Origin of the sequence: Leisingera aquaemixtae, assembly GCF_006740765.1 — a bacterium.
Classification (GTDB): Bacteria; Pseudomonadota; Alphaproteobacteria; order Rhodobacterales; family Rhodobacteraceae; genus Leisingera; species Leisingera aquaemixtae.
Window position 1 is genome coordinate 3,038,930 of the sequence record NZ_CP041159.1, and the last position, 24,277, is coordinate 3,063,206.

Genomic DNA, 24,277 nt, shown 5'->3' on the forward strand with positions numbered 1-24,277 from the left:
CGTGCACCAAAGCACGAGCGAAGGGACCTGTACATGGCGCATATCATTGTCGTCGGCAACGAGAAGGGCGGCGCGGGCAAATCGACTGTCTCCATGCATGTGGCAACCACTCTGGCCCGGCTGGGCCACAAGGTGGCGGCGCTGGACCTGGACTTGCGGCAGCGCTCCTTGGGGCGCTATCTGGAAAACCGCCAGGATTTCTGCGCCAAGGCGGGGCTGGAACTGCCGATGGTCGAAATGCATGAGCTGCCGGAGATCGACCCGGCCGGCCTGCAGCCGGGTGAAAACATCTACGACCACCGGCTTTCGGCAGCGGTCTCGGCTCTGGAGCCGGGCCATGATTTCATCCTGATCGACTGCCCCGGCTCGCACACGCGCCTGAGCCAGGTGGCACATTCGCTGGCGGACACGCTGATCACGCCCTTGAACGACAGCTTCGTCGATTTCGACCTGCTGGCCCATGTGGACCAGAAGGGCGAGACGATCACCGGCCCGTCCGTGTATTCAGAAATGGTCTGGAACGCCCGCCAGCTGCGGGCGCAGGCCGGTCTCAAACCGATCGACTGGATCGTGATCCGCAACCGGGTCGGCACCCAGCGTATGGTCAACAAGGAAAAGATGGAGCGTGCCATCAAGATGCTGTCCAAGCGCATCGGCTTCCGCGTGGCGCCCGGGTTCTCGGAGCGGGTGATCTTCCGCGAACTGTTCCCGCGCGGGCTGACGCTGTTGGACCTCAAGGATGTTGGCGTCAAGCAGCTGAACATCTCCAACATCGCCGCCCGGCAGGAGCTGCGCGATATGATGAAGGAAGTGAACCTGCCGGGGGTCGAGGTCAGCATCTGACCCCGCCCCGGCGGCACCTCAGCCGGAACAGCCGCAGTTGCCGCGGTTGATCGTGTAGAGCTCCATCGGTTCGGCCACCCCGCGCAGCATGTAGCGGCCCAGCGACACCAGATCATGGTTGGTGCCCCTGGCGGCCAGCTTAACATCCTCGGACATGATGATGTTCTGGCCGACCGACCGGTGCATCCCGGCGATCCGGGCGGTCTGATTCACCGCCTGGCCGATCACCGTAAAGTCGAGCCGGCTCTCCGCCCCGATATTGCCATAGAGGATGGTGCCCGCGTGCAGTGCCAAGGTAAAGCCTGCGGTCGGCACGCCCTGCGCCTCGCGTTCGGTGTTGCAGGCGCGGATCTTGCCGCAGAGCTCATTGGCGGCGGCCAACGCCGCATGGGCGTCTTCCTCGATGCTGCCCAGATTAAACATGGTCAGCATGCCGTCTCCCATGAACTTGAGGATGTTGCCGCCATGCGCCTGGATGGTTTCCACCGCCAGCCCGAAATAGCCGTTCAGCATGTCGATCAGCTCGGTTCCGGGCAGCCGCTCGGAAAGTTCGGTAAACCCCTTGAGATCGAACAGGCAGATCACCGCGTCGATCTGTTGCGAGGAACCGCGCTGGATCTCGCCCGACAGCACCCGGCGGCCGGCATCGCGGCCCAGGTAGACCTGCAGCAGGTCGCTGGCCATCTGCCGGTTGGAGGAGGATTTCAGCGCCAGCCCCAGATGCGGCAGGGTGGTACGGATCAGGTCCAGCTCGCGGCTTGAAAAGCCGCCAGGGCGGTCTGTCGCCCAAGAGACCAGCATGCCCTCCTGCGGATGACTGGGGTCGTTCGGCCCGGCTTCGGGCGGGGAAAACCGCACACCCTTGGCGAAATAATCCGTTGCCCCGCGTTCCCGCAGCTCCGGCAGCAGCGGGAATTCCTCCGGCGCGCCGTCTTCGAGTTTCTCGCGGAACTCGTCCAGCTCCTGATCCAGAATGTGGTAGAAGGGGCTGCGCAGCCATTCCTCGCGCGGGGACTCGCGGTATTCGTAATGCTGGTGAGACAGGCCGTCGGCCCGGGTCCAGTTAAAACCGATGCCGCCGAATTTCGGGTGAAAGGCGCGCTGCGCCAGATGGAAACGCCACAACGGCACGCCCGCATCGCACAGCCGCTGGCAATAGCCCTGCAAGAGATCCTGCTGCTGCGCCCCGTGCAGTCCCTGTTCCATCAGCCAGGCAATCAGCGGTCCCGAATTGACATCAATCTGTATCATGGTTTCACCTTCAATTCCGCTGCCATATCTGGGCATTGCACCCAGCAATGTCTACGGGCCGATGCCTGCTAATTTGCGCAGCATATACCGCAAAATCGCAACCTCGCCGGTCGTGAACTGGCGGCACAGCTTGGAATCGAACTCCTGCGCCACATCCCGCAGTTCCCGGTAGGCGGACTGCCCCGCCGGGGTCAGGGTCAAATGCTCTGCCCGGCGGTCGTTTTCATCCCGGGTGCGGGTCACAAACCGTTTCTCTGCCAGCTTGGCGACCGCACGGCTGATCTTGGTCTTGTGGATCTTGGCCCGCTCGCCGATCTCCTTGGCGGTCATCTGGCCATAGTTGCCCAGATGGAACAGCACCCGCCATTCCGTGCGCAGCATACCATAGCGGTCCTTGTAGTGGCGCTGGAACCCCAGCGAGCTTTCCTCGGCCGCCCGGTTCAGCAGAAAAGGCAGGAAATCCTGCAGAGTGAAGTCATCTTTCTCGGTCATTTGCGTCCTCTCTCCCTTGTTAGTTACAAAAACAACTAATATTCCGCAAGCAGTGATAGGAGAAACGCGCGATGAATCGGCCAGCCGATCCCCATGAAATGATCCAGGCTCCCTCGCTTGCGGGGCCGAACGAGGGCTATATGCCCGGCTTTGCCAACGACTTTGAAACCGAGGCGCTGCCCGGCGCCTTGCCGCAGGGCATGAACAGCCCGCAGAAATGCAACTATGGCCTTTACGGCGAACAGCTGAGCGGCACCGCCTTTACCGCCGACCCGCCGGAGCGGACCTGGACCTACCGGATCCGCCCCTCGGTGAAGCATTCGCACCGCTATCAGAAAATCGACCTGCCGCATTGGAAGTCGGCGCCCTGTGTCGATCCGGACGTGATCTCGCTGGGCCAGTACCGCTGGGATCCGGTGCCGCATTCCGATCAGGGGCTGACCTGGCTCACCGGCATGCGCACCATGACCACCGCGGGCGACGTGAACACCCAGGTCGGCATGGCCAGCCACATCTATCTGGTCACCGAGTCGATGGTGGACAGCTATTTCTTCTCCGCCGACTCCGAACTCTTGGTGGTGCCGCAGGAGGGACGCCTGCGCTTTGCGACCGAGCTGGGCATCATCGACCTGGCACCGCAGGAAATCGCCATCATTCCCCGCGGTTTGGTGTACCGGGTCGAGGTTCTGGAAGGCCCCTGCCGCGGCTTTGTCTGCGAGAATTACGGCCAGAAGTTCGAACTGCCGGGCCGCGGCCCGATCGGTGCCAACTGCATGGCCAACCCGCGGGACTTCAAGGCGCCGGTGGCGGCGTTCGAGGACCGCGAGACGCCTTCGACCGTGACCATCAAATGGTGCGGCCAGTTCCACGAGACCAAAATCGGCCACTCGCCGCTGGATGTGGTCGCCTGGCACGGCAACTATGCGCCCTTCAAATACGACCTGACCACCTATTGCCCGGTGGGGGCGATCCTGTTCGACCATCCGGACCCGTCGATCTTTACCGTGCTGACCGCGCCGTCAGGCGTGCCGGGCACCGCGAATATTGATTTCGTGCTGTTCCGCGAACGCTGGATGGTGGCCGAAAACACCTTCCGCCCGCCATGGTACCACAAGAACATCATGTCGGAGCTGATGGGCAACATCTACGGCCAGTACGACGCCAAGCCGCAAGGTTTCGTGCCGGGCGGCATGTCTCTCCACAACATGATGCTGCCGCACGGGCCGGACAAGAACGCCTTTGAAGGCGCGTCAAACTCCAATCTCGGCCCTGAAAAGCTGGACAACACCATGTCCTTCATGTTCGAGACCCGCTTCCCGCAGCATCTGACCGCATTTGCAGCCAAGGACGCGCCGCTGCAGGATGACTACATCGACTGCTGGAGCGACATCGAGAAAAAGTTCGACGGCACGCCCGGCCTGAAATGAAACGGTGAGGGGGCGCTGCCCCCTCTGGGCCTGACCGGCCCATTCACCCCCGGAGTATTTCCGGAAAGATGAAAAGGATCTTCGGATCCGGAAACTGGAGACGCTATGCCTCTGCTGAAATCCTGGGTGGCCTCGGCCAATGATGCGGACCACCCGTTCCCGCTGAACAACCTGCCCTATGGTGTGTTTTCCGTTGATGGCGATGATCCGCGCTGCGGCGTGGCTATCGGCGATATGATCCTGGACATGCAAGCCGCCGAGGAAGCCGGGCTGATCCAGCTGGGCGATGCGCCGCTGTTCGACGTCCCCTATTGGAACGACCTGATGGAGGAAGGCCCGGCTGTCTGGGCGGCGCTGCGCGACCGTCTGACCGCGCTGCTGTCCGAGGGTGCCGCCGAGCAGGACAAGGTGGAACCCCTGCTGGTTGCCGCCGCGGACGCCGAGCTGCACATGCCCTTTGCGGTCAGCGAATACACCGACTTCTACGCGGGCAAAAACCACGCGTTTAACGTCGGCACCATGTTCCGCGGCCCGGAGAACGCGCTGCCGCCGAACTGGCTGCACATCCCGATCGGCTATAACGGGCGGGCGTCGTCCGTGGTGGTGTCCGGCACAGATGTGCGCCGTCCCTGGGGCCAGCTGAAAGGCCCGAATGATGACAAGCCGCGGTGGGCGCCCTGCGCGCGGTTCGATATCGAGCTGGAGATGGGTGCGATTGTCGGCACGCCGTCCGATGGCCCGATCACCGTGCAGGAAGCGGATGACAACATCTTTGGCTACGTGCTGCTGAACGACTGGTCGGCGCGCGATATCCAGGCCTGGGAGTATCAGCCGCTGGGGCCGTTCCAGGCCAAGGCCACTGCCAACACGATCTCTCCCTGGATCGTGACCAAGCCGGCGCTGGAGCCGTTCCGCTGCGGCACGCCGGAGCGTGAGGTGGAACTGCTGGACCACCTGAAGGACTGCGGCCCGATGCTCTATGACATCGATCTGGAAGTCACCATGGCGCCGGAAGGCAAGGAAGCGACCACCATCGCGCGGACCAACTACAAAGAAATGTACTACTCCGCCGCGCAGCAGCTGGCGCATCACACCACCTCTGGCTGCCCGATGAACGCAGGCGACCTGTTGGGCTCCGGCACCATTTCCGGCGCCACCAAGGACAGCCGCGGCTCTCTGCTGGAGCTCAGCTGGGGCGGCAAGGAGCCGCTGACGCTGGAAACCGGCGAGGAGCGCTCCTTCATCGCTGATGGCGACACGCTGACCCTGAAAGGCGCGGCCAAAGGCGATGGCTACACCATCGGGTTCGGTGACTGCACGGGCAGGGTTCTGCCCGCGCTGGACGATCCGTTCAAGAGGTAAGCACCGCTCTTCCTCTTGCCCCAAATATCTCCGCCGGAGGCTCCCGCACTTGCCTCTGGCGCACCGCTGAAAGGACTGACACATGGCCAAGGCATTCGCGTCCCAAGGGGACATGAGCGAAAAGAAAATCTCCTTCACTGAGGTGGGCGAGGGCCTTTATGCCTTCACCGCAGAGGGCGATCCCAACTCCGGCGTGATCATCGGCGATGACAGCGTAATGATCGTAGAGGCGCAGGCCACCCCGCGGCTGGCGAACAAGGTGATCGAATGCGTGCGCTCTGTCACCGACAAGCCGATCACCCATGTGGTGCTGACGCATTACCACGCCGTCCGCGTGCTGGGCGCCTCTGCCTTTGGCGCGCAGCAGGTTATCATGGGTGACGCCGCCCGCGCCATGGTGGTGGAACGCGGGCAGGAGGACTGGGACAGCGAATTCCAGCGCTTCCCGCGGCTGTTCGAAGGCCATGAGAGCATTCCCGGGCTGACATACCCGACCACCACCTTCTCGGATGACATGACTGTCTACCTCGGCAACCGCCGGGTTGACCTGATGCACCTGGGCCGCGCCCACACCGCGGGCGACATCGTGATCCATGTGCCGGATCAGAACGTGATGTTCACCGGTGACATCGTCGAATACCACTCTGCCTGCTATTGCGGCGATGGCCATTTCGGCGACTGGGGCAGCACGCTCGACAACATCAAGGCCTTTGACGTTGATGCCATTGCCCCGGGCCGCGGCGACGCGCTGGTCGGCAAGGAGATGGTCAACGCCGCCATCGAAAACACCCGCGATTTCGTCGAAAGCACCTACCGCCCGGCGGCTAAGGTGGCGGCGCGCAACGGCACCCTGAAGGAAGCCTGGGACGCGGTTCGCGCCGAGTGCGATCCGAAGTTTGCAGACTATGCGATCTATGAGCACTGCCTGCCCTTCAACGTCGCCCGCGCCTTTGACGAGGCCCGCGGCATCGACACCCCGCGGATCTGGACCGCTCAGCGCGATCTGGAGATGTGGGAGGCCCTGCAGGGCTGAGCCCCGGCAATTTAGCACCCGGGGCGGTTTGATCCAGATCGTGTCGCCCCGGCAGAACCTGTGAGACGCTAGACCATGCTCCCGGCCGGCTCCTGCCGGGAAAGGGTAGAGCTGTGCCTGACGGCACCCGGAATTTGGGAGGAGACCAGATGAAGAAGATCTTTGAAGTCCCTTTGTACCCCTACAAGCGCCATGCGGATGAAGACGCCTCTTCGCCCGTGCGCCGCAAGGTGGTGGTCATCGGGGCGGGCCCGGTTGGCTTGGCTGCCGCCATCGACCTGGCGCAGCAGGGCACCGAAGTTGTGGTGCTGGACGACAACGACAAGGTGAGCTTCGGCTCCCGCGCGATCTGCTTTGCCAAGCGGCCCTTGGAGATCCTTGACCGGCTGGGCTGCGGCCAGCCGATGGTCGACAAGGGCGTGCAGTGGAACACCGGCAAGGTGTTCTTCGACGACCGCCAGGTCTATGAGTTCAACCTGCTGCCGGAAGAGGGCCACAAACGCCCTGCCTTTATCAATCTGCAGCAGTATTACTTCGAGGAATACCTGGTGAACCGGGTGCGCGAGCTGCAAGAGCAGGGCGCGCCGATCGAAATCCGGGGCCGCAACAAGGTCTCTGCCATCGGCACCCACCCCACCCACGCGGTGCTGGAAATCGACACGCCCGAAGGCTCCTATACGCTGGAGGCCGAATGGCTGATTGCCTGCGATGGCGCGGGCTCGCCCACCCGGCAGATGCTGGGCCTGGATTTCGTCGGCCGGGTGTTCGAGGACAACTTCCTGATTGCCGATGTGATCATGGAAGCGGATTTCCCGTCCGAACGCTGGTTCTGGTTCGATCCGCCCTTCAACAAGGGCCAGTCGGCGCTGCTGCACAAGCAGCCTGACGGGGTCTGGCGCATCGACCTGCAACTGGGCTGGGACATCGACAAGGAGCGCGAGAAACGCCCGGAAAACGTGATCCCGCGCCTCAAGGCGATGCTAGGCGAGGATGTAAAATTCGAGCTGGAGTGGGTCTCGATCTATACCTTCCAATGCCGCCGGATGGAGAAATTCCGCCACGGCCGGGTGATCTTTGCTGGCGATGCTGCGCACCAGGTCTCCCCCTTCGGCGCCCGCGGCGCCAACTCCGGCCTGCAGGACACCGACAACCTGTGCTGGAAGCTGAAGCTGGTGATGGACGGCAAGGCGCCGGAGAGCCTGCTGGACACCTATGACGCCGAGCGCATTCACGGGGCGGATGAGAACATTCTCAACTCCTCGCGCTCCACCGATTTCATCACTCCGAAATCAGAGATCAGCCGGGTGCTGCGCGACGCAGTCCTGGACCTGTCGGAACAGTATGAATTCGCACGTCCCCTGGTGAACTCCGGCCGCCTGTCGGTGCCTTGCACCTATGACGGCTCACCGCTGAACTCGGCGGATGCGCTCGACGGGCCGGACCGCACCCGCCCCGGCTCCCCCTGCCCCGACGCACCGCTTGGCGACGGGTTCCTGCTGGATAAGCTGGGCGACAAGTTCGTGCTGCTGACCATAGACGCCGACGCGCCGGACGTGATCGTGGAGGAAGGCATCGAGGTCACCCGCCTGGCGTTGTCGATCAAGGATGACAAGACGCTGGCGCTGCAGCAGCGCTACCTGGGCAAGCATGAAAGCGGCATCTACCTGATCCGCCCGGACCAGCACGTGGCCGCCCGCCGGCCTGCCTTTGATGAAAACCAGTTCCGGCACGCAATCCGCCGGGCCATCGGCAAGGAATGATCACCATGACACAAACCGATCAGCTGATCCTGACCGCCAACACCGAGCGCGCCGACGATTTCTATGCAGATCTGCTGGCAGCGCACGAGGGCCTCAGCAGGTCCGAAAGCGATGCCCTGAACGCACGCCTGGTGCTGGTGCTCGCCAACCACATTGGAAAACGCGCAATCCTGAAACAGGCGCTGGCCGCGGCCGCGCTGAACCCCGGGGAGGACACCGCTTGAAAATCGAACAGATTCACCACGTCGCCTACCGCTGCAAAGACGCCAAAGAGACAGTCGAGTGGTACAACAAGATGCTGAACATGGACTTCGTCCTGGCCATTGCCGAGGACCACGTGCCATCGACGCATGAACCCGATCCTTACATGCATATCTTCATGGATGCTGGCAACGGCAACGTCCTGGCCTTCTTTGAGCTGCCGACCAAGCCGGAGATGGACCGCGACCGCAACACGCCGGTCTGGGTGCAGCACATCGCCTTCAAGGTCAAGGACCGCGACACCCTGATCCAGTTCAAGGAGCATCTGGAGGCCAATGGCGTCGAGGTGCTGGGCGTCACCGACCATTCCATCTTCCACTCGATCTATTTCTTTGACCCGAACGGCCACCGGGTGGAGCTCGCCTGCCCCGATCCCGCGGAAGACGCACTGCTTGAAAAGCTGGACGCGGTGAAGTGGGAGATGCTGGAGGAGTGGTCGAAGACCAAGAAGGCACCGAAACACGCCGACTGGCTGCACGCCAAGGAACTGAACAAGGGCTGAGCCCGCACAAACGGTGGAAGGCAGCCCCAAGGGCTGCCTTTTCACAACAGGGAGGACGCGGATGACCCGCACGGTTCTTTATGATTATTGGCGCTCGTCAGCCAGCTACCGGCTGCGCATCGCGTTGAATTTGGCGGAGATCGGCTACACCACTGTCCCGGTCGATCTGGTCAAGGGCGAACACAGAAGCCCGGACCACCTGGCCCGGAACCCGCAGGGATTTGTCCCGGTGCTGGAGATCGACGGCCTGCGGCTTACCCAGTCGCTGGCGATCCTCGACTATCTGGACGAAACACGGGCGCTTGGCCTGCTGCCGCAGGACCCGGGCCAGCGCGCTCTGGCGCGGGCGCTGGCACACTCTGTAGCGGTAGATGTGCACCCGGTCTGCAACTTGCAGGTGGCCAAACACGCAACCGCCCTCAGCGGCGGCGCGCCGGATATGCCCAAGGCTTGGATGCAGCATTTCATCCGCCCCGGCCTGCAAGCGTTTGAGGTTCTGCTGGCCGGATTCGAGCAGACCCCCTTTTGCACCGGCAGCGCGCCGGGGCTGGCGGACATCTGCCTGATGCCTCAATTGTATAACGCCCGCCGCTGGGAGGCGGATTTCTCGGACCTGCCGCGGATCTGCGCAGTGGAGGCCGTCTGCGCGGACCATCCCGCGTTTGCAGCCGCGCATCCGGACCAGAATTCCTGACGCCCCGGTTCTGCCGCCTCGGCGCTCCAGTTCTGTTCTGTCCGGGGCTTCGTTCGGGCTGCAACCGTCCGGTCTGCCCGCACTGACGGCGGTCGTTAGTGATGGATAATGTCCATTAGCGAACAAGTGGACACTATCGGGGTTGAATATGGCGAAGCGGCGCAGGCGCAATTGGTCTGAAGACGAGAAACGGGTGATCGGCGCACAGACGCGTGTGCCGGGTGTATCAGTGTCCCGTGACGTGCTCCCCTGAGAAGTCCGCGGTTTGAAGTTAGCCTGCTCTCCACACGAGGAGACAGACGATGCGGAAAAGCCGATTCAGCGAAGAGCAGATTATTGGCATCCTGAAGGAGCACCAAGCCGGGATAGGCGCCAAGGAGCTCTGCCGGAAGCACGGCATCAGCGATGGCACGTTCTACAAGTGGCGTTCGAAGTACGGAGGCATGGAGGTGTCCGAGGCCAAGCGGCTGAAAGCGCTTGAGGTTGAGAACGCGAAGCTGAAGAGTTGGAGGGATCAGCAAAGGCCCTGACCTGCCCCCCGCGAAATCCCTCACCATGATGTAGAGTCTGCCCAACCTATGTAGGAGCAGACGAATGCGTAAGAGCCGTTACACCGAGGCGCAAATCATCGGGATGATCAAAGAGCAGGAAGCCGGGATGCCGACGGCGGAGGTGTGCCGCCGGCATGGGCTGAGCCCGGCGACCTTTTACAAGCTGAAGTCCAAGTATGGCGGCATGGAGGTATCGGAGGCGGCGCGGCTGAAAGCGCTGGAAGATGAGAATGCCAAGCTGAAGCGGCTGCTGGCAGACACGATGCTCGACAACGTGGTTTTGAAAGACCTGCTGGGAAAAAGCTGACGACACCGAAAGAGCGGCGAGAGGCAGCGCTCAATGCAATGCGGGATCATGACATCTCGCAGCGCAGGGCCTGCCGGCTTGTCGGTGTCGACCCCAAGACGGTCCGGCGCGAACGCCCGCCGGACCATCCTGAGATCCGCCAGGAGATGAAGGAGATCGCTGGCAAACGCCGCCGGTTCGGCTACCGGCGGATCGGCGTGCTGCTTGAGCGAAAAGGCATGATCATGAACCACAAAAAGCTTTACCGCCTCTACCGGGAGGAGGGTCTTGCAGTGAAACGGCGGCGGGGCCGCAAACGCGCCCGGGGCTCGAGAACGCCGATGCCCGAAGCCACACAGCCCAACCAGCGCTGGTCCCTGGATTTCCTGGCAGACAGCTTCGGCGCGGCGCGGAAGTTTCGCATCCTGGCCGTGAATGACGACTGCTGCCGGGAAAACCTGTGCCTGGCGGCAGACACCAGCATTTCAGGAGAGCGCGTTGCCCGGGAGCTGGACGCGCTCGTCCGGATCTACGGAAAACCCGCTTGCATTGTCAGCGACAACGGGACGGAATTCACCAGCCAGGCAATCCTGAAATGGGCCGACAGGAACGGGGTGGATTGGCATTACATCGACCCCGGAAAACCGCAGCAGAATGCCTTTATCGAGTCATTCAACGGCAGCCTGCGGGACGAGCTTCTCAATGAAGAGCTGTTCGATACCCTGGACGATGCCCGCCGCAAGCTGGCGCTGTGGCGCTACGATTACAACAACGTCAGGCCGCATTCTTCGCTGGGGAACAGAACGCCAATGCAAGCGCGGCAGGCGCTTGAGCTATTTGAGGGCTCCGCGCCTGCCGCGCTTGCCAAGCCCGAGACCGACGATTACCAAAACCAAACCCGCAGACTCTCCTCATGAACGAGGGACCAGCGGGGGGCAGGTCACGCCCTGAATGCACCAGAGGTGCGGCGGGAGGCGACGGCGTCGCTGCGGGCTTTGATTTGTAACCGCCCGATTTGAACCGCCTGCTCGTGTGTCCTGGAGATTGGTAAGAAACGTCCATAAAGACGTCTTTAATGACGTCTCCTACAGGGAGGGAGGCAGCTGTGCGGGGCGAAATTCTTGGCTTGGAGCGTCGGCGCCGCTGGAGTGACGACGAGAAGTTGGCGATTGTGCTTTCGGTCGGGGTGAACGGCGCGACCGTGTCGCAGGTCGCACAGCGCCACGAGATCAGGCGGCAGCAGATCTATGCCTGGCGATACGAGCTGAGGAGGAAGGGGCTTCTGACGCCAGACGACGCGACGCTATTCCTGCCCGTCGATATTACGTCGCCGCCGGAACCGCAGGAAGCGTGCGCCCCTGAAGCGAGCTTGGCGTTGATTGAGGTGGTTCTACGCAATGGTCGCAGCTTGCGGGTCGATGCCCATGTGGATGCGGCGGTGCTGACCCGTTTGATCCAGGCGGTGGAGGCGGCATGATCGGCCCGGGAACCGGCATTCGCGTTTACCTGGCCTGCGGTCACACTGATATGCGCAAAGGTATCGCGGGGCTTTCAGCGATCGCGCAGGATGTCTTGAGGCAGCGGCCATCGAACGGTGCCGTGTTCGCGTTTCGAGGGCGCCGCGGCGACAGGGTGAAGCTTCTGTATTGGGATGGCCAGGGCTTTTGCCTGTATTACAAAGTCCTGGAGAAGGGTCGTTTCCCATGGCCTGCGGCGACGGATGGCAGCGTGCGTCTGACCGCCGCTCAATTGGCCATGCTCTGGGAGGGGATCGACTGGCGCAGGCCGGATTGGGGCGCGCCACCAGCCCGGACGGGCTGATTTATCTCCCTGGAATCGTTTGTTTTTATGGCGTCCGACCTTGGAGAATGGTATCCACCACCATGTCCGTAGAAGCCACGCCTCTCCCCAATGATCCCGCCGTTCTGAAGGCGATGATCGCCGCGTTGCAGGCGGAAAACCAGAAGATGTCCGCCAGTTTGCGGGCGCATGATCTGCTGGTTCAGGCGCTGCGCGTCCGGATTGCCAGATTGCAGAAGCAGAAATTCGGCTCCAGTTCGGAAAAGATCGAGCGGGAGATCGAGCAACTGGAACTGGCGCTGGAGGACCTGCAGGTTGCGCTCGCCGAGGCGGATGAACTGCCGCCGGAGGGCGACGATGAGCCGGAGACGGACAACCAGACCCCGGAACCAGCCGAACCGCGGGAGTCGAGGCGCCGCCGTCCGAAGGTGTCGCAGGACACGCCGCGCGAACGCCGCGAGCTTGACCCCGGCGACAGTTGCCCGGATTGCGGGGGCGATCTGCGTGTGGTCGGGGAGGATGTCAGCGAGCTGATCGACATGATTGCAGCCCAGCTGAAGGTCATCGAGATCGCGCGTATCAAGAAATCCTGCCGGCGCTGCGAGCGTATGGTTCAAAGCCCGGCACCCAGCCGTCCGATCCCACGGAGCATGGCGGGCCCGAACCTTCTGGCTTATGTGCTGACCTCGAAGTTCGACGACCACGTGCCGTTGTATCGTCAGAACGAGATCTTCGCCCGCATGGGGGCAGACATCCCGGACACGACCCTGGTCGACTGGTGCGGCGGGGCAATGAAGGCGCTGGCGCCGCTGATCGAGAAGATCGAGGCCGAGATCATGGCCAGCAATCTTCTGCACGCAGATGACACGCCCATCCGGGTTCTCGATCGCGGCCGCCGCGACAAGGGGCTCGGAAAGGGCGTCAAGAAAGGCCGGATCTGGGCCTATGTCCGGGATCAGCGCCCATGGGCGGGCACGGCCCCGCCCGGTGCGGTCTATCACTTTGCCCCGGACTGGAAGGAAGAGCATGTCCTCGCCCATCTTGGCGAGACCAGCGGCATTCTCCAGGCTGATGGCTACAAGGGGTATGCCAAGCTCTATGCCGCGGACCTGGACGGCAAGAGCCAGTTCCGGGAGGCCGCGTGCTGGGCGCATCTTCGCCGCGACTTTCACGATGTCTGGACCGCGACGAAATCCGCAATCGCGCGCGAGGCGCTCGACCGTATCGGCAAGCTCTACGACATCGAACGAGAAATCAGCGGCAAGCCTGCCGAACTGCGGCTGGCCGTGCGCCAAAAGGAAAGCAAGCCCAAGGTTGATGCGTTCCGGGACTGGGCCGAAAGGCAGCTCACCCGTATTCCCGGTAAGAGTGATCTGGCCAAGGCGTTCCGCTACGGGCTGAGCCGTTGGGCTTCATTCACGCTGTTTCTGGAGGACGGGCGCGTGGCCATCGACAACAATCCCGCCGAGCGCGCGCTGCGGCCCATTGGCGTTGGCAGGCGGAACTGGCTATTCGCGGGTTCGGATACCGGCGGTGAAACGCTCGCCCGCGCCATGACCGTCATCGAGACGGCAAAGATGAACGGCCTCGATCCGCAGGCCTACCTCGCAGATGTCTTGGACCGTATCCACGATCACATGGTCAACCGGCTGGCCGAATTGCTCCCTTGGAACTGGAAGCCGGCAGATCAGAGCCGCAGCGAGGCTGCGTGATGGCAGCGACGACCTACGTCTGCTCCATCGCCCATGTCGCCAGCCTGCTGGGCGAGGATCCTGGACTTCTCGAGGCCATCGTCAGCAACGACGACAACCTCTCCTACGGCAACATCGTCAGCGTCCACATCGGACGGGACGACTACATTACGGCGCTGACCGACGAGGGCATCGACGAATTGCGCGACATGCTGGCATCAGCACGAGTGTCCGTTGAGGCATGGCACAGCTTCCTCGAAGACTTCGTCGCTGAGCCCGGCATCATCGCCCGCGTCAACAATCAACCGCTGCGGTAAAAATCGGGCGCTTACTTTGATTTCGGAGGTGCGGATGGTTCCGGACGGTGCAGCGCCGGGCGGTCATCAGCTTGAACTTGTTGGGGAATTGGCGGGGCTGATGGCTTTGGGGAGCCCTGAATCGAAAAAGCCCCCGCTGTTTGCAGGGGCTTGGTCGGAAACGATGGTTGCGGGAGCAGGATTTGAACCTGCGACCTTCAGGTTATGAGCCTGACGAGCTACCTGGCTGCTCCATCCCGCGACAGGTGTTATTGATCGATTAGAGAGTTTTTGGATTTTACTAGGTTTGGCGGTGACCTACTCTCCCAGGGCTTGAGCCCAAGTACCATCGGCGCGACAGTGCTTAACTTCCGGGTTCGGGATGGGACCGGGTGTTTCACTTGTGCTGTGGCCACCAAACCAAGAAAAATCCAAAAGCCTTCGGCTTTTGGATTTGGCGGCAGGCAGCGTGTTTACGCAGTAAACATGCGTTGCCGCCCCCCTGTTGTGTCAGGAGGCGTTTCCAAAAGCGGAAGGCAGTACAATCAACGTTGTCCGTGTTTTTTTGGGATGGTTTGCTTGTTTGGTTTTCGTAACACTGTCTGTTACTGGATCAAATCAAGCCTATCGGGCGATTAGTACCGGTCAGCTGAACGCATTGCTGCGCTTACACCTCCGGCCTATCGGCGTGGTGGTCTTCCACGGCCCTCAGGGATACCTTGTTTTGAGGGGGGCTTCCCGCTTAGATGCCTTCAGCGGTTATCCTGTCCGATCATAGCTACCCAGCACTGCTATTGGCATAACAACTGGTCCACCAGTGGATCGTTCACCCCGGTCCTCTCGTACTAGGGGCAACTCCTCTCAAGTATCCTGCACCCACGGCAGATAGGGACCGAACTGTCTCACGACGTTCTAAACCCAGCTCACGTACCTCTTTAAACGGCGAACAGCCGTACCCTTGGGACCTGCTCCAGCCCCAGGATGAGATGAGCCGACATCGAGGTGCCAAACACTGCCGTCGATATGGACTCTTGGGCAGTATCAGCCTGTTATCCCCGGCGTACCTTTTATCCGTTGAGCGATGGCCCTTCCACGCGGGACCACCGGATCACTATGGCCGACTTTCGTCTCTGCTCGACTTGTCAGTCTTGCAGTCAGGCTGGCTTCTGCCATTGCACTCAACGAGCGATTTCCGACCGCTCTGAGCCAACCTTCGCGCGCCTCCGTTACTCTTTAGGAGGCGACCGCCCCAGTCAAACTACCCGCCACGCAGGGTCCCGGATCCGGATAACGGACCGCGGTTAGACATCAAGAGTGCGAAGGGTGGTATCTCAAGGGAGGCTCCACCGGAACTTGCGTTCCGGCTTCGATGCCTACCACCTATCCTGCACATCACAATCCTGATGCCAGTGCGAAGCTGTAGTAAAGGTGCACGGGGTCTTTCCGTCTAACCGCGGGAAGCCTGCATCTTGACAGGCAATTCAATTTCGCTGAGTCGATGTTGGAGACAGCGGGGAAGTCGTTACGCCATTCGTGCAGGTCGGAACTTACCCGACAAGGAATTTCGCTACCTTAGGACCGTTATAGTTACGGCCGCCGTTTACCTGGGCTTCAATTCGGAGCTCTCACCCCTCCTTTTAACCTTCAGGCACCGGGCAGGCGTCAGACCCTATACGTCGCCTTGCGGCTTCGCAGAGCCCTGTGTTTTTAATAAACAGTCGCCACCCCCTGGTTTGTGCCCCCGGATCCAAGTTGCCTTGAACCCGGGCCTCCTTCTCGCGAACTTACGGAGGTATTTTGCCGAGTTCCTTCAACATCGTTCTCTCAAGCGCCTTGGTATTCTCTACCAGTCCACCTGTGTCGGTTTAGGGTACGGTCTGATGGAGGGCTATTTCCAGGAACCGATCAGCAGCCCATTCAATCCGATAAGAATGAACTACCCTCACGATCCGTCACATCCTCCTGGCCCACGAATATTAACGTGGTTCCCATCGCCTACGCCTTTCGGCCTCGGCTTAGGGGCCGGCTTACCCTGCTCAGATTAGCTTTAAGCAGGAACCCTTGGACTTTCGGCGAGAGTGTCTCTCACACTCTTTGTCGCTACTCATGTCATCATTCTCGCTAGTGATCTCTCCACCGGATGGCTCACGCCCCGGCTTCATCGAAAGCTCCTTGCGTCCAATCTTTCCCGGAGGAAAGTAAGGACGCATGGAACTATGTCACACTACGCTCTGCTACCATGCACTATGTGCATCCTCGGCTTCGGCTCATGGCTTGAGCCCCGTTACATCTTCGCCGCAAGACATCTTAATTAGACCAGTGAGCTGTTACGCTATCTTTAAAGGATGGCTGCTTCTAAGCCAACCTCCTGGTTGTTTTGGACGTCTCACCTGCTTTCCCACTTAGCCATGAATTGGGGGCCTTAGCCGGAGGTCAGGGTTGTTTCCCTCTCCACGACGGACGTTAGCATCCGCCGTGTGTCTGCCATCTAGTACTCCCGGGTATTCGGAGTTTGGTTAGGATCAGTAAGCCTGTGGGGCCCCATTACCCATCCAGTGCTCTACCCCCCGGGGTATTCGGATGACGCTCTACCTAAATAGATTTCGCAGAGAACCAGCTATCTCCGAGTTTGATTGGCCTTTCACCCCTAGGCACAGCTCATCCCGATCCTTTTCAACGGATGTGGGTTCGGCCCTCCAATGCGTGTTACCGCATCTTCAGCCTGGCCATGCCTAGATCACTCGGTTTCGGGTCTGATCCCACGAACTCATGCGCCCTATTAAGACTCGCTTTCGCTGCGCCTCCGCCTAGCGGCTTAAGCTTGCTCGTGAGACCAAGTCGATGACCCATTATACAAAAGGTACGCTGTCAGCCCTCAAGGGGCCTCCAACTGATTGTAGGCGTTCGGTTTCAGGTACTGTTTCACTCCCCTCGCCGGGGTGCTTTTCACCTTTCCCTCACGGTACTGGTTCGCTATCGGTCAGTAAGGAGTACTTAGCCTTCGGAGGTGGTCCTCCGGTCTTCGAACAGGATTTCACGTGTCCCGCCCTACTTAATACGTCCCTCAGAGCTTCCCATACGGGGCTGTCACCCGCTCTGGCTGCGTTTCCCAACGCATTCTGGTCACTCATCAGGCTCGGCTGGTCCGCGTTCGCTCGCCGCTACTAACGGAGTCTCTATTGATGTCCTTTCCTCCGGGTACTTAGATGTTTCAGTTCCCCGGGTTTGCTCTTAAAGACCTATGTATTCAGTCCTTAAGTACCTGGTTAAGCCCATTATAAGCAGCCTTGCGGCTATTATAACAAACTTTCAGGTGGGTTCCCCCATTCAGAGATCTTGGGATCAAAGCCTATTCCCGGCTCCCCCAAGCTTATCGCAGGGTATCACGTCTTTCATCGCCTCTTACTGCCAAGGCATCCACCAAACGCCCTTCTCGCGCTTGATTTGATCCAGAAAGAGACAGTGCAAACTGCCGCGGCACCGGAAGCTGGTAAGAAACCGGCGCCTCTATTTCTGAACCAAAAAGCAAACTATCCCGCTCTCAACCATGTCGGTGGTTGAGAACTTGTTGCATGATCGTGCGATCATGCGGGTTAGTGTACTTGACTTGGACAACACTGTTTTTTCAGCCAGGCAGACCCGTGGATGCCCGAGGAAAGGGGCATGTGCACAGGCTCGCGTCACTTCCGAAGAAGATCGGCACCTCACTGAGGCTCTCCCCTCACGCGGGGCGCCAACAGTATTGTTGATTGTATCTCTCTTAACGATGTCAATGTGTGCGTCTGAAGAACAGACGTTCAAACAGTCAGCAACTGCTTGAAGATATGTTCTTCCATATGGCCACTTCCGGGGAAGTGGTGGGTCGAGGAGGACTTGAACCTCCGGCCTCACGCTTATCAGGCGTGCGCTCTAACCACCTGAGCTACCGACCCATATTGTCCGGGCCGTTTGCATGAGTGGTGGAGCCTAGGAGGATCGAACTCCTGACCTCCTGAATGCAAATCAGGCGCTCTCCCAGCTGAGCTAAGGCCCCTTGCTTTTGGACCCCTGCCGGGCAGGCATCCGATGTTTTCTGAAGAGATATGAGGACGGTCCGGTCCGTATGCGACCAGCTTTGTTTGCTGGTCTTCTGCTAAGTGATGCACGATCAGGAGCAAGCTCCGTGATGCTAGCATCATCCTTAGAAAGGAGGTGATCCAGCCGCAGGTTCCCCTACGGCTACCTTGTTACGACTTCACCCCAGTCGCTGAGCTCACCGTGGTCCGCTGCCTCCTCGAAAGGTTGGCGCACGGCCTTCGGGTAAACCCAACTCCCATGGTGTGACGGGCGGTGTGTACAAGGCCCGGGAACGTATTCACCGCGTCATGCTGTTACGCGATTACTAGCGATTCCGACTTCATGCCGCCGAGTTGCAGACGACAATCCGAACTGAGACAGTTTTTTGGGATTAACCCATTGTCACTGCCATTGTAGCACGTGTGTAGCCCAACCCGTAAGGGCCATGAGGACTTGACGTCATCCACACCTTCCTCCCGCTTATCACGGGCAGTTTCCTTAGAGTGCCCAGCCGAACTGCTGGCAACTAAGGATGTGGGTTGCGCTCGTTGCCGGACTTAACCGAACATCTCACGACACGAGCTGACGACAGCCATGCAGCACCTGTCACTCGGTCACCGAAGTGAAAACCAGATCTCTCTGGCGGTCCGAGGATGTCAAGGGTTGGTAAGGTTCTGCGCGTTGCTTCGAATTAAACCACATGCTCCACCGCTTGTGCGGGCCCCCGTCAATTCCTTTGAGTTTTAACCTTGCGGCCGTACTCCCCAGGCGGAATGCTTAATCCGTTAGGTGTGACACCGACTAGCATGCTAGCCGACGTCTGGCATTCATCGTTTACGGTGTGGACTACCAGGGTATCTAATCCTGTTTGCTCCCCACACTTTCGCACCTCAGCGTCAGTATCGAGCCAGTGAGCCGCCTTCGCCACTGGTGTTCCTCCGAATATCTACGAATTTCACCTCTACACTCGGAATTCCACTCACCTCTCTCGAACTCAAGACTGGGAGTTTTGGAGGCAGTTCCAGGGTTGAGCCCTGGGATTTCACCCCCAACTTTCCAGTCCGCCTACGCGCGCTTTACGCCCAGTAATTCCGAACAACGCTAACCCCCTCCGTATTACCGCGGCTGCTGGCACGGAGTTAGCCGGGGTTTCTTTACCTGCTACTGTCATTATCATCACAGGCGAAAGAGCTTTACGACCCTAAGGCCTTCATCACTCACGCGGCATGGCTGGATCAGGCTTGCGCCCATTGTCCAAGATTCCCCACTGCTGCCTCCCGTAGGAGTCTGGGCCGTGTCTCAGTCCCAGTGTTGCTGATCATCCTCTAAAACCAGCTATAGATCGTAGGCTTGGTAGGCCATTACCCCACCAACTACCTAATCTAACGCGGGCCGATCCTTCTCCGATAAATCTTTCCCCCGAAGGGCGTATAAGGTATTACTCACCGTTTCCAGTGGCTATTCCTTAGAGAAGGGCACGTTCCCACGCGTTACTAACCCGTCCGCCGCTCACCCCGAAGGGCGCGCTCGACTTGCATGTGTTAGGCCTGCCGCCAGCGTTCGTTCTGAGCCAGGATCAAACTCTCAAGTTGAAACGCTCGTTAAAGCGTATCCTTGACGTTCGAACCTCTGCACATCTTCACCAGGAGGCTAATCCTGATGAAAGTCTCTGTTTGTCTGTGCTTCAGTACCAAAGGCACCGAAAGCCGAACAAACAGTGAAGCTGACACCACATCATCGGGCCGGAACCCTAGTGGCGCGATATACAGAAGTCTGATCCATCGAAATGAACCGTGACCGCCCGCATATCTCTTCAGTTATCCATCAATGTCAAAGAGCAAACACCCAGAGGCCAAAAACCAGACCGATGCGCCAATCTTCCGGCGCGCCCGCCTCTTCAAACCCTCAGATGCCGCCGTCTCTCCAGCGTGTCCCACCGTCTCTCCAGTGTGTTTCCCGATCCGTTACCGCGTCGCCCTGTCTGGCTCAGCGTCCCGTCCGGTGTGTCTCAGCAGCGCCTCAGCGCCGCCGGTGAGGGGGCTTTTACGGATACCCCCGCAGACCCGCAACCCCAAAATTCAGAAAAACGCAGAATTCCGCAAAGAAAAATCACGCCCCCAACAAAATCAACAACTTACACAAAAACAAAGTCAGCACCCCTGACCCTCTTTCCGCCCCACCCCCGCCCCGCAAACCGCCCCAAACACCCCGGAAAAGCCCCCCGCGCCACTTACCCACAGACTCGGCGCCCCTTATCCACAGACTCACCACCCCGGAATCGCACCAAACACCCCCAAACCCCCTCCGCCCGCCCGGAATCGCCCGGGCCAAACCGGCCAAAGGACAAACAGCGCACAGCCGAAAACAAAAAGGGCAGCCAAAACGCCGCCTGATCACGTCACGGCTTGCCGCCCTCAAGCATGTCCAACCCCGCAACGAGATCCCGCCCCATGCCCGCATCCTCCATATGGAGGCGCAGGCGCTGATTGTAGCCGCCAGGCGTATTCAACGCCTCAATCAGGTCTGTACAGGCAGTCTGTTGCAGGCTGCTTGTGATCAGCATGCGCAAAAAGGCTTCACCTTGCTGCCGGTCTTCGACCCGGCCTCCCAGCCAGCCGGCGGCGTCATTCACCATGCGCGCAACCGGCGACAACACAGCCTGGGCACACAGGTAGGCATTCAGCTCCGCCTCGTCCCTCAAGGCAAATACCGTGTTCGAAGGGCCAAAGATGCGCGCAACCAGGCCAGTGTCTCCCAGCGCCATGATAGGAGAGCCGCCCTGTGCAATCCCCGGAAAGGGCATCATCACAGCCGCTGCGCGCGCCGGTGCCGCCAGTTCTGCGACCCGGGCCAAACCAGCACCGGCCATGAAGGAGATCACCTGCTGATCTTCGCGGAATACCAGCCCGGACAGGATGCCTTCAGCCGCCTCTGCCATCAGGCCCAGGAACACGACGTCGCTGGCATCGGCCACCGCCTGGTTGGCGGCAGCGGTGACGTCGCCGAATTCCGCAGCCAATGCTGCTGACCGGGCCCGGCTGCGCTCTGACACCGTGATCCGGTGCCCCTTGCCGGCAAGCCCCCGCACCACTGCAGAAGCGATAGCGCCGCACCCCAGAAACCCCAGGCGCATGTCAGATGTCCTTCACAAGCCGCAGCGCGTCATAGATCGCCGCATGGGTATTGCGCGCAGAAACTGCATCACCGATCCGGAACAGCTGGAACCGGCCCGCCGGGTTGGACGTGACTGCCTGCGGGCGGCCCGCAATCAGGGCATCGTGGTCGACCTCGCCGCGGTTGGATGCCCGCTCCTTCAGCGCAAAGTACAGGCTGTCCAGCGGCAGCGTGCCATAATTGACCACCACCTGATCATACTCCGCACAATAAGTGTGGCCGCTGTAGTCGGTGCCGATGGCGGCGGTCAGCCGGTTGCCGCTGCGGCTGATGCCCAGCAGGCGGCGGGCAACAGTGAACCTCACGTCCTTGTCCTGCAGCGCCCGCATATAGGGCACGAGGTTCATGCCCATGATGTCCGGCGCAAAGGTCCGGTCAGGTGTCATGACCTCCACCCGGGCTCCTGCCCCAGCCGCGGTTTCTGCCGCCATCAGCCCCGGATGATCGCCGCTTTCATCATAGACCAGAACATGCCCGGCAGGTTTTACATCGCCCGAAATGATGTCCCAGCTGGACACCGCATGCGGCAGGTCCGACCGGGTTTCATGCAGCATCATGTTTGGCATCCCGCCAGTCGCCACGATCACGACATCCGGGTCCAGGGCCATCACATCCTCCGCCTCAGCCCAGGTATTGAAGCGGAACGCCACATCCCGGGCCGCGCATTGCGCCATGCGCCAATCGATAATGCCGATCATTTCAGCCCGGCGCGGGTTCTGTCCCGTCAGGCGGACCTGACCGCCCGGCTCAGCGGCTGCCTCAAAGACGGTCACATCATGGCCCCGCTCTGCGGCGACGCGCGCCGCCTCCAGCCCGCCTGGGCCGGCCCCGATAATCACCACCTTCTTATGTGTCGCTGCCGCGGGGATTTCGTGGGGCATTGTGAGTTCGCGCCCGGTGGCGGCGTTGTGGATGCAAAGGGCCTCCCCTGCCTGGTAGATCCTGTCCAGACAGTAGGTGGCGCCGACGCAGGGGCGGATGTCGTCTTCGCGCCCCTCGATGATTTTCCTGACAACATGCGGATCCGCCATATGGGCGCGGGTCATGCCGACCATGTCCAGCAATCCGCTGGCCACCGCATGGCGGGCGGTCGCCACATCCGGGATGCGGGCAGCGTGGAATGTCGGCATACCGGTGGCCTTCTTCACCTCACCTGCAAAATCCAGATGCGGTGCCGATTTCATGCCCTGCACCGGAATCACGTCAGTCATCGCGGGATCGGTGTGGATGCGGCCGCGGATCACATTGAGGAAATCCACCATGCCGCTGTCCGTCAGACGCCTGGAGATTTCGATCCCCTCTTCAGGAGTGATCCCGCCCGCCTGCGCCTCATCCGCAGTGTACCGCAAGCCGACGATGAAATCCTCCCCAACCCTGTCCCGGACCGCGCGCAGCACGTCGAGCGGCATGCGCATCCGGCTGTCCAGAGACTGGCCGCCATAAGGCCCGTCGAGATCATTGGTCAGCGGCGACCAGAACTGATCCAGCAGGTGACCATAGACCTGCAGCTCGATACCATCCATGCCCCCCTCTTTCATCCGCTCCGCCGTGTCGGCGAAGTCGGAGATGATGCGGGCAATGTCCCAATCTTCCGCCAGCTTGGGAAAGGACCGATGCGCCGGCTCCCGGTGCCGGGAGGAGCTGACGGACGGCAGCCAGTCCCCCTTGTTCCAGCCGGTGCGCCGGCCCAGGTGGGTCAGCTGGATCATCACCGCTGCGCCATGTTCATGCACCTGATCCGTCAGGTTGCGGATCCAGGGGACCACTTCGTCCTTGTACGCCAGAATGTTGTTGAACACTGGCGGACTGTCACGGCTGACCGCAGCGGATCCTGCGGTCATGGTCAGCGCCACCCCCGCCTTGGCGCGCTCGGCATGGTAGGCTGCATAGCGCGCCTTGGGCATCCCGTCTTCGGGATAGGCCGGCTCATGGCTGGTGGTCATGATCCGGTTGCGCAGCGTCAGATGCTTGAGCTGGTACGGCTGCAGCAGCGGGTCCTTGGACATTGCCTGCCTCTCCTGGAACGGTAACGTGGCTGGGTGCCATCCGACACCAGCCTGACACATGTGTCAATTAAACATTCACACCTGTCTGGAAAAGTTGCCCCCGCCCGGTGCGGCTGCTAAGGCTTGGGGCATGACCACACAGGACATCTCCCGCCCGCGACTAAGCGAAGAAGACTGGCTGTCCGCCGCCTATGACGTGCTGACCGAAAGCGGTGTGGAGGCGGTGAAGGTGATGCCGCTGGCCAAGCGGCTGGGGGTGTCGCGCACCAGCTTCTACTGGCACTTCAAAGACCGCGAGGCCCTGCTGGAAGCGATGATCCGCCGCTGGGAGGAGAAGAACACCGGCAATCTGGTTGCCCGGACCGAAGCCTATGCCGAGAGCATTGCCGAGGCGCTTTTCAACCTGTTCGACTGCTGGCTTGACCCAAAGCTGTTTGATGCCCGCCTGGATCTGGCGATCCGCAACTGGGGGCGCAATGACAGCCGCCTGCAGGAACGGTTGGACATGGCCGATGCCCGGCGCGAGAAAGCCATGACAGAAATGTTCGTGCGCTTTGGGTATCCGGAGGCAGATGCACTGATCCGGGCCCGGGCCATGATCTACACTCAGATCGGCTATATATCGATGCAGGTGCACGAGAGCACGGAATACCGGATTTCACTGATGCCCGGCTGGATAGAAGTCTTCACCGGCACCCGTCCCGCCCAGCGGGATCTCGACCGGTTCCTGGCCCGGCACCGTTGACCCCTGCCTGACTTTAGGCACCCAGCACCGCCCCTGACAGAAACACT

The 24,277-nt window shown here is 60.8% G+C and carries 18 protein-coding genes, 3 tRNA genes, 3 rRNA genes and 1 pseudogene; 15 read left to right on the plus strand and 10 right to left on the minus strand.

Translation table 11 applies throughout. The features are described from left to right. Positions 1-33 precede the first annotated feature (33 nt). Positions 34-843: a division plane positioning ATPase MipZ gene (locus tag R2C4_RS16615; RefSeq protein ID WP_058286447.1), complete on the plus strand. Its 810-nt coding sequence runs from the start codon at positions 34-36 to the stop codon at positions 841-843. 18 nt (positions 844-861) lie between these two features. On the opposite strand, the gene R2C4_RS16620 is transcribed toward R2C4_RS16615, so the two are convergent. Together R2C4_RS16620 and R2C4_RS16625 are read right to left on the minus strand one after the other, a co-directional pair. After that, on the minus strand, positions 862-2,094 hold the full coding sequence (locus R2C4_RS16620) for an adenylate/guanylate cyclase domain-containing protein (protein ID WP_141891480.1): 1,233 nt from the start codon (positions 2,092-2,094) through the stop codon (positions 862-864). Between the two features lie 51 nt (positions 2,095-2,145). Further along, the gene (locus R2C4_RS16625; RefSeq protein ID WP_141891481.1) at positions 2,146-2,586 is read right to left on the minus strand and encodes a MarR family winged helix-turn-helix transcriptional regulator; all 441 of its coding nucleotides are present in this window, start codon (positions 2,584-2,586) and stop codon (positions 2,146-2,148) included. Positions 2,587-2,657: 71 nt separating this feature from the next. On the opposite strand from R2C4_RS16625, the gene hmgA reads away from it, so the two are divergent. The 13 genes and pseudogenes from hmgA to R2C4_RS16690 all read left to right on the plus strand — a co-directional run bounded on the left by hmgA (position 2,658) and on the right by R2C4_RS16690 (position 14,270). Continuing rightward, positions 2,658-4,013 carry a homogentisate 1,2-dioxygenase gene (hmgA, locus tag R2C4_RS16630; RefSeq protein ID WP_141891482.1) on the plus strand — a complete coding sequence of 452 codons (1,356 nt, stop codon included), beginning with the start codon at positions 2,658-2,660 and terminating at the stop codon, positions 4,011-4,013. Between the two features lie 105 nt (positions 4,014-4,118). Then, the gene (gene fahA, locus R2C4_RS16635; RefSeq protein ID WP_141891483.1) at positions 4,119-5,375 is read left to right on the plus strand and encodes a fumarylacetoacetase; all 1,257 of its coding nucleotides are present in this window, start codon (positions 4,119-4,121) and stop codon (positions 5,373-5,375) included. A gap of 82 nt (positions 5,376-5,457) precedes the next feature. Next, positions 5,458-6,408: an MBL fold metallo-hydrolase gene (locus R2C4_RS16640; RefSeq protein WP_058286444.1), complete on the plus strand. Its 951-nt coding sequence runs from the start codon at positions 5,458-5,460 to the stop codon at positions 6,406-6,408. Between the two features lie 149 nt (positions 6,409-6,557). Then, positions 6,558-8,168 carry an FAD-dependent oxidoreductase gene (locus tag R2C4_RS16645; protein WP_141891484.1) on the plus strand — a complete coding sequence of 537 codons (1,611 nt, stop codon included), beginning with the start codon at positions 6,558-6,560 and terminating at the stop codon, positions 8,166-8,168. Positions 8,169-8,173: 5 nt separating this feature from the next. Further along, a complete protein-coding gene (locus tag R2C4_RS16650; RefSeq protein ID WP_141891485.1) occupies positions 8,174-8,392 on the plus strand; it encodes a DUF2783 domain-containing protein in 219 nt (72 codons plus the stop codon). Then, positions 8,389-8,931, plus strand: a complete 543-nt coding sequence (locus R2C4_RS16655; protein ID WP_058286441.1) for a VOC family protein — start codon at positions 8,389-8,391, stop codon at positions 8,929-8,931. Before R2C4_RS16650 ends, R2C4_RS16655 begins: the two co-directional genes overlap by 4 nt. A 61-nt stretch (positions 8,932-8,992) precedes the next feature. Next, positions 8,993-9,625, plus strand: a complete 633-nt coding sequence (gene maiA / locus R2C4_RS16660) for a maleylacetoacetate isomerase (protein WP_141891486.1) — start codon at positions 8,993-8,995, stop codon at positions 9,623-9,625. Between the two features lie 302 nt (positions 9,626-9,927). Then, positions 9,928-10,128, plus strand: a pseudogene (locus tag R2C4_RS16665) (transposase); the annotation flags it as partial. Between the two features lie 91 nt (positions 10,129-10,219). After that, positions 10,220-11,379 (plus strand): IS3 family transposase gene (locus R2C4_RS16670; protein WP_141889521.1). Its coding sequence is split into 2 segments (ribosomal slippage): positions 10,220-10,478 and positions 10,478-11,379, totalling 1,161 coding nucleotides; the frame shifts between segments, so codons are not numbered across the junction. Between the two features lie 188 nt (positions 11,380-11,567). Beyond that, a complete protein-coding gene (gene tnpA, locus R2C4_RS16675) occupies positions 11,568-11,939 on the plus strand; it encodes an IS66-like element accessory protein TnpA (RefSeq protein ID WP_141889228.1) in 372 nt (123 codons plus the stop codon). Beyond that, complete coding sequence (tnpB, locus tag R2C4_RS16680; RefSeq protein WP_141889229.1) at positions 11,936-12,283, plus strand: IS66 family insertion sequence element accessory protein TnpB; 348 nt, start codon at positions 11,936-11,938, stop codon at positions 12,281-12,283. Before tnpA ends, tnpB begins: the two co-directional genes overlap by 4 nt. A gap of 62 nt (positions 12,284-12,345) precedes the next feature. Beyond that, positions 12,346-13,974: an IS66 family transposase gene (gene tnpC / locus R2C4_RS16685; RefSeq protein ID WP_141889295.1), complete on the plus strand. Its 1,629-nt coding sequence runs from the start codon at positions 12,346-12,348 to the stop codon at positions 13,972-13,974. Further along, a complete protein-coding gene (locus R2C4_RS16690; RefSeq protein WP_141889230.1) occupies positions 13,974-14,270 on the plus strand; it encodes a hypothetical protein in 297 nt (98 codons plus the stop codon). Before tnpC ends, R2C4_RS16690 begins: the two co-directional genes overlap by 1 nt. 164 nt (positions 14,271-14,434) lie before the next feature. On the opposite strand, the gene R2C4_RS16700 is transcribed toward R2C4_RS16690, so the two are convergent. From R2C4_RS16700 to R2C4_RS16735, 8 genes are all read right to left on the minus strand, one after another. After that, positions 14,435-14,511, minus strand: a tRNA-Met gene (locus R2C4_RS16700). Between the two features lie 43 nt (positions 14,512-14,554). Beyond that, positions 14,555-14,669 (minus strand): 5S ribosomal RNA (gene rrf, locus R2C4_RS16705). Between the two features lie 194 nt (positions 14,670-14,863). Next, a 23S ribosomal RNA gene (locus R2C4_RS16710) occupies positions 14,864-17,694 on the minus strand. A gap of 410 nt (positions 17,695-18,104) precedes the next feature. After that, positions 18,105-18,181 (minus strand) — tRNA-Ile (locus R2C4_RS16715). Positions 18,182-18,206: 25 nt separating this feature from the next. Then, positions 18,207-18,282 (minus strand) — tRNA-Ala (locus R2C4_RS16720). Between the two features lie 151 nt (positions 18,283-18,433). Then, positions 18,434-19,897: ribosomal RNA gene (locus tag R2C4_RS16725) — 16S ribosomal RNA — on the minus strand. The 16S, 23S and 5S rRNA genes sit together here with 3 tRNA genes alongside, the layout of an rRNA operon. 806 nt (positions 19,898-20,703) lie before the next feature. Then, positions 20,704-21,438, minus strand: coding sequence for an NAD(P)-binding domain-containing protein (locus R2C4_RS16730; RefSeq protein WP_141891487.1), 735 nt, complete (start codon positions 21,436-21,438; stop codon positions 20,704-20,706). A 1-nt stretch (position 21,439) separates the two neighbouring features. Then, positions 21,440-23,485 (minus strand): NADH:flavin oxidoreductase, encoded by a 2,046-nt coding sequence (locus R2C4_RS16735; RefSeq protein WP_141891488.1) that lies wholly within the window; start codon positions 23,483-23,485, stop codon positions 21,440-21,442. A 130-nt stretch (positions 23,486-23,615) separates the two neighbouring features. Here R2C4_RS16735 and R2C4_RS16740 point away from each other — a divergent pair, with 130 nt between their 5' ends. Continuing rightward, on the plus strand, positions 23,616-24,230 hold the full coding sequence (locus R2C4_RS16740; RefSeq protein WP_141891489.1) for a TetR/AcrR family transcriptional regulator: 615 nt from the start codon (positions 23,616-23,618) through the stop codon (positions 24,228-24,230). The last annotated feature ends 47 nt before the right edge of the window (positions 24,231-24,277 follow it).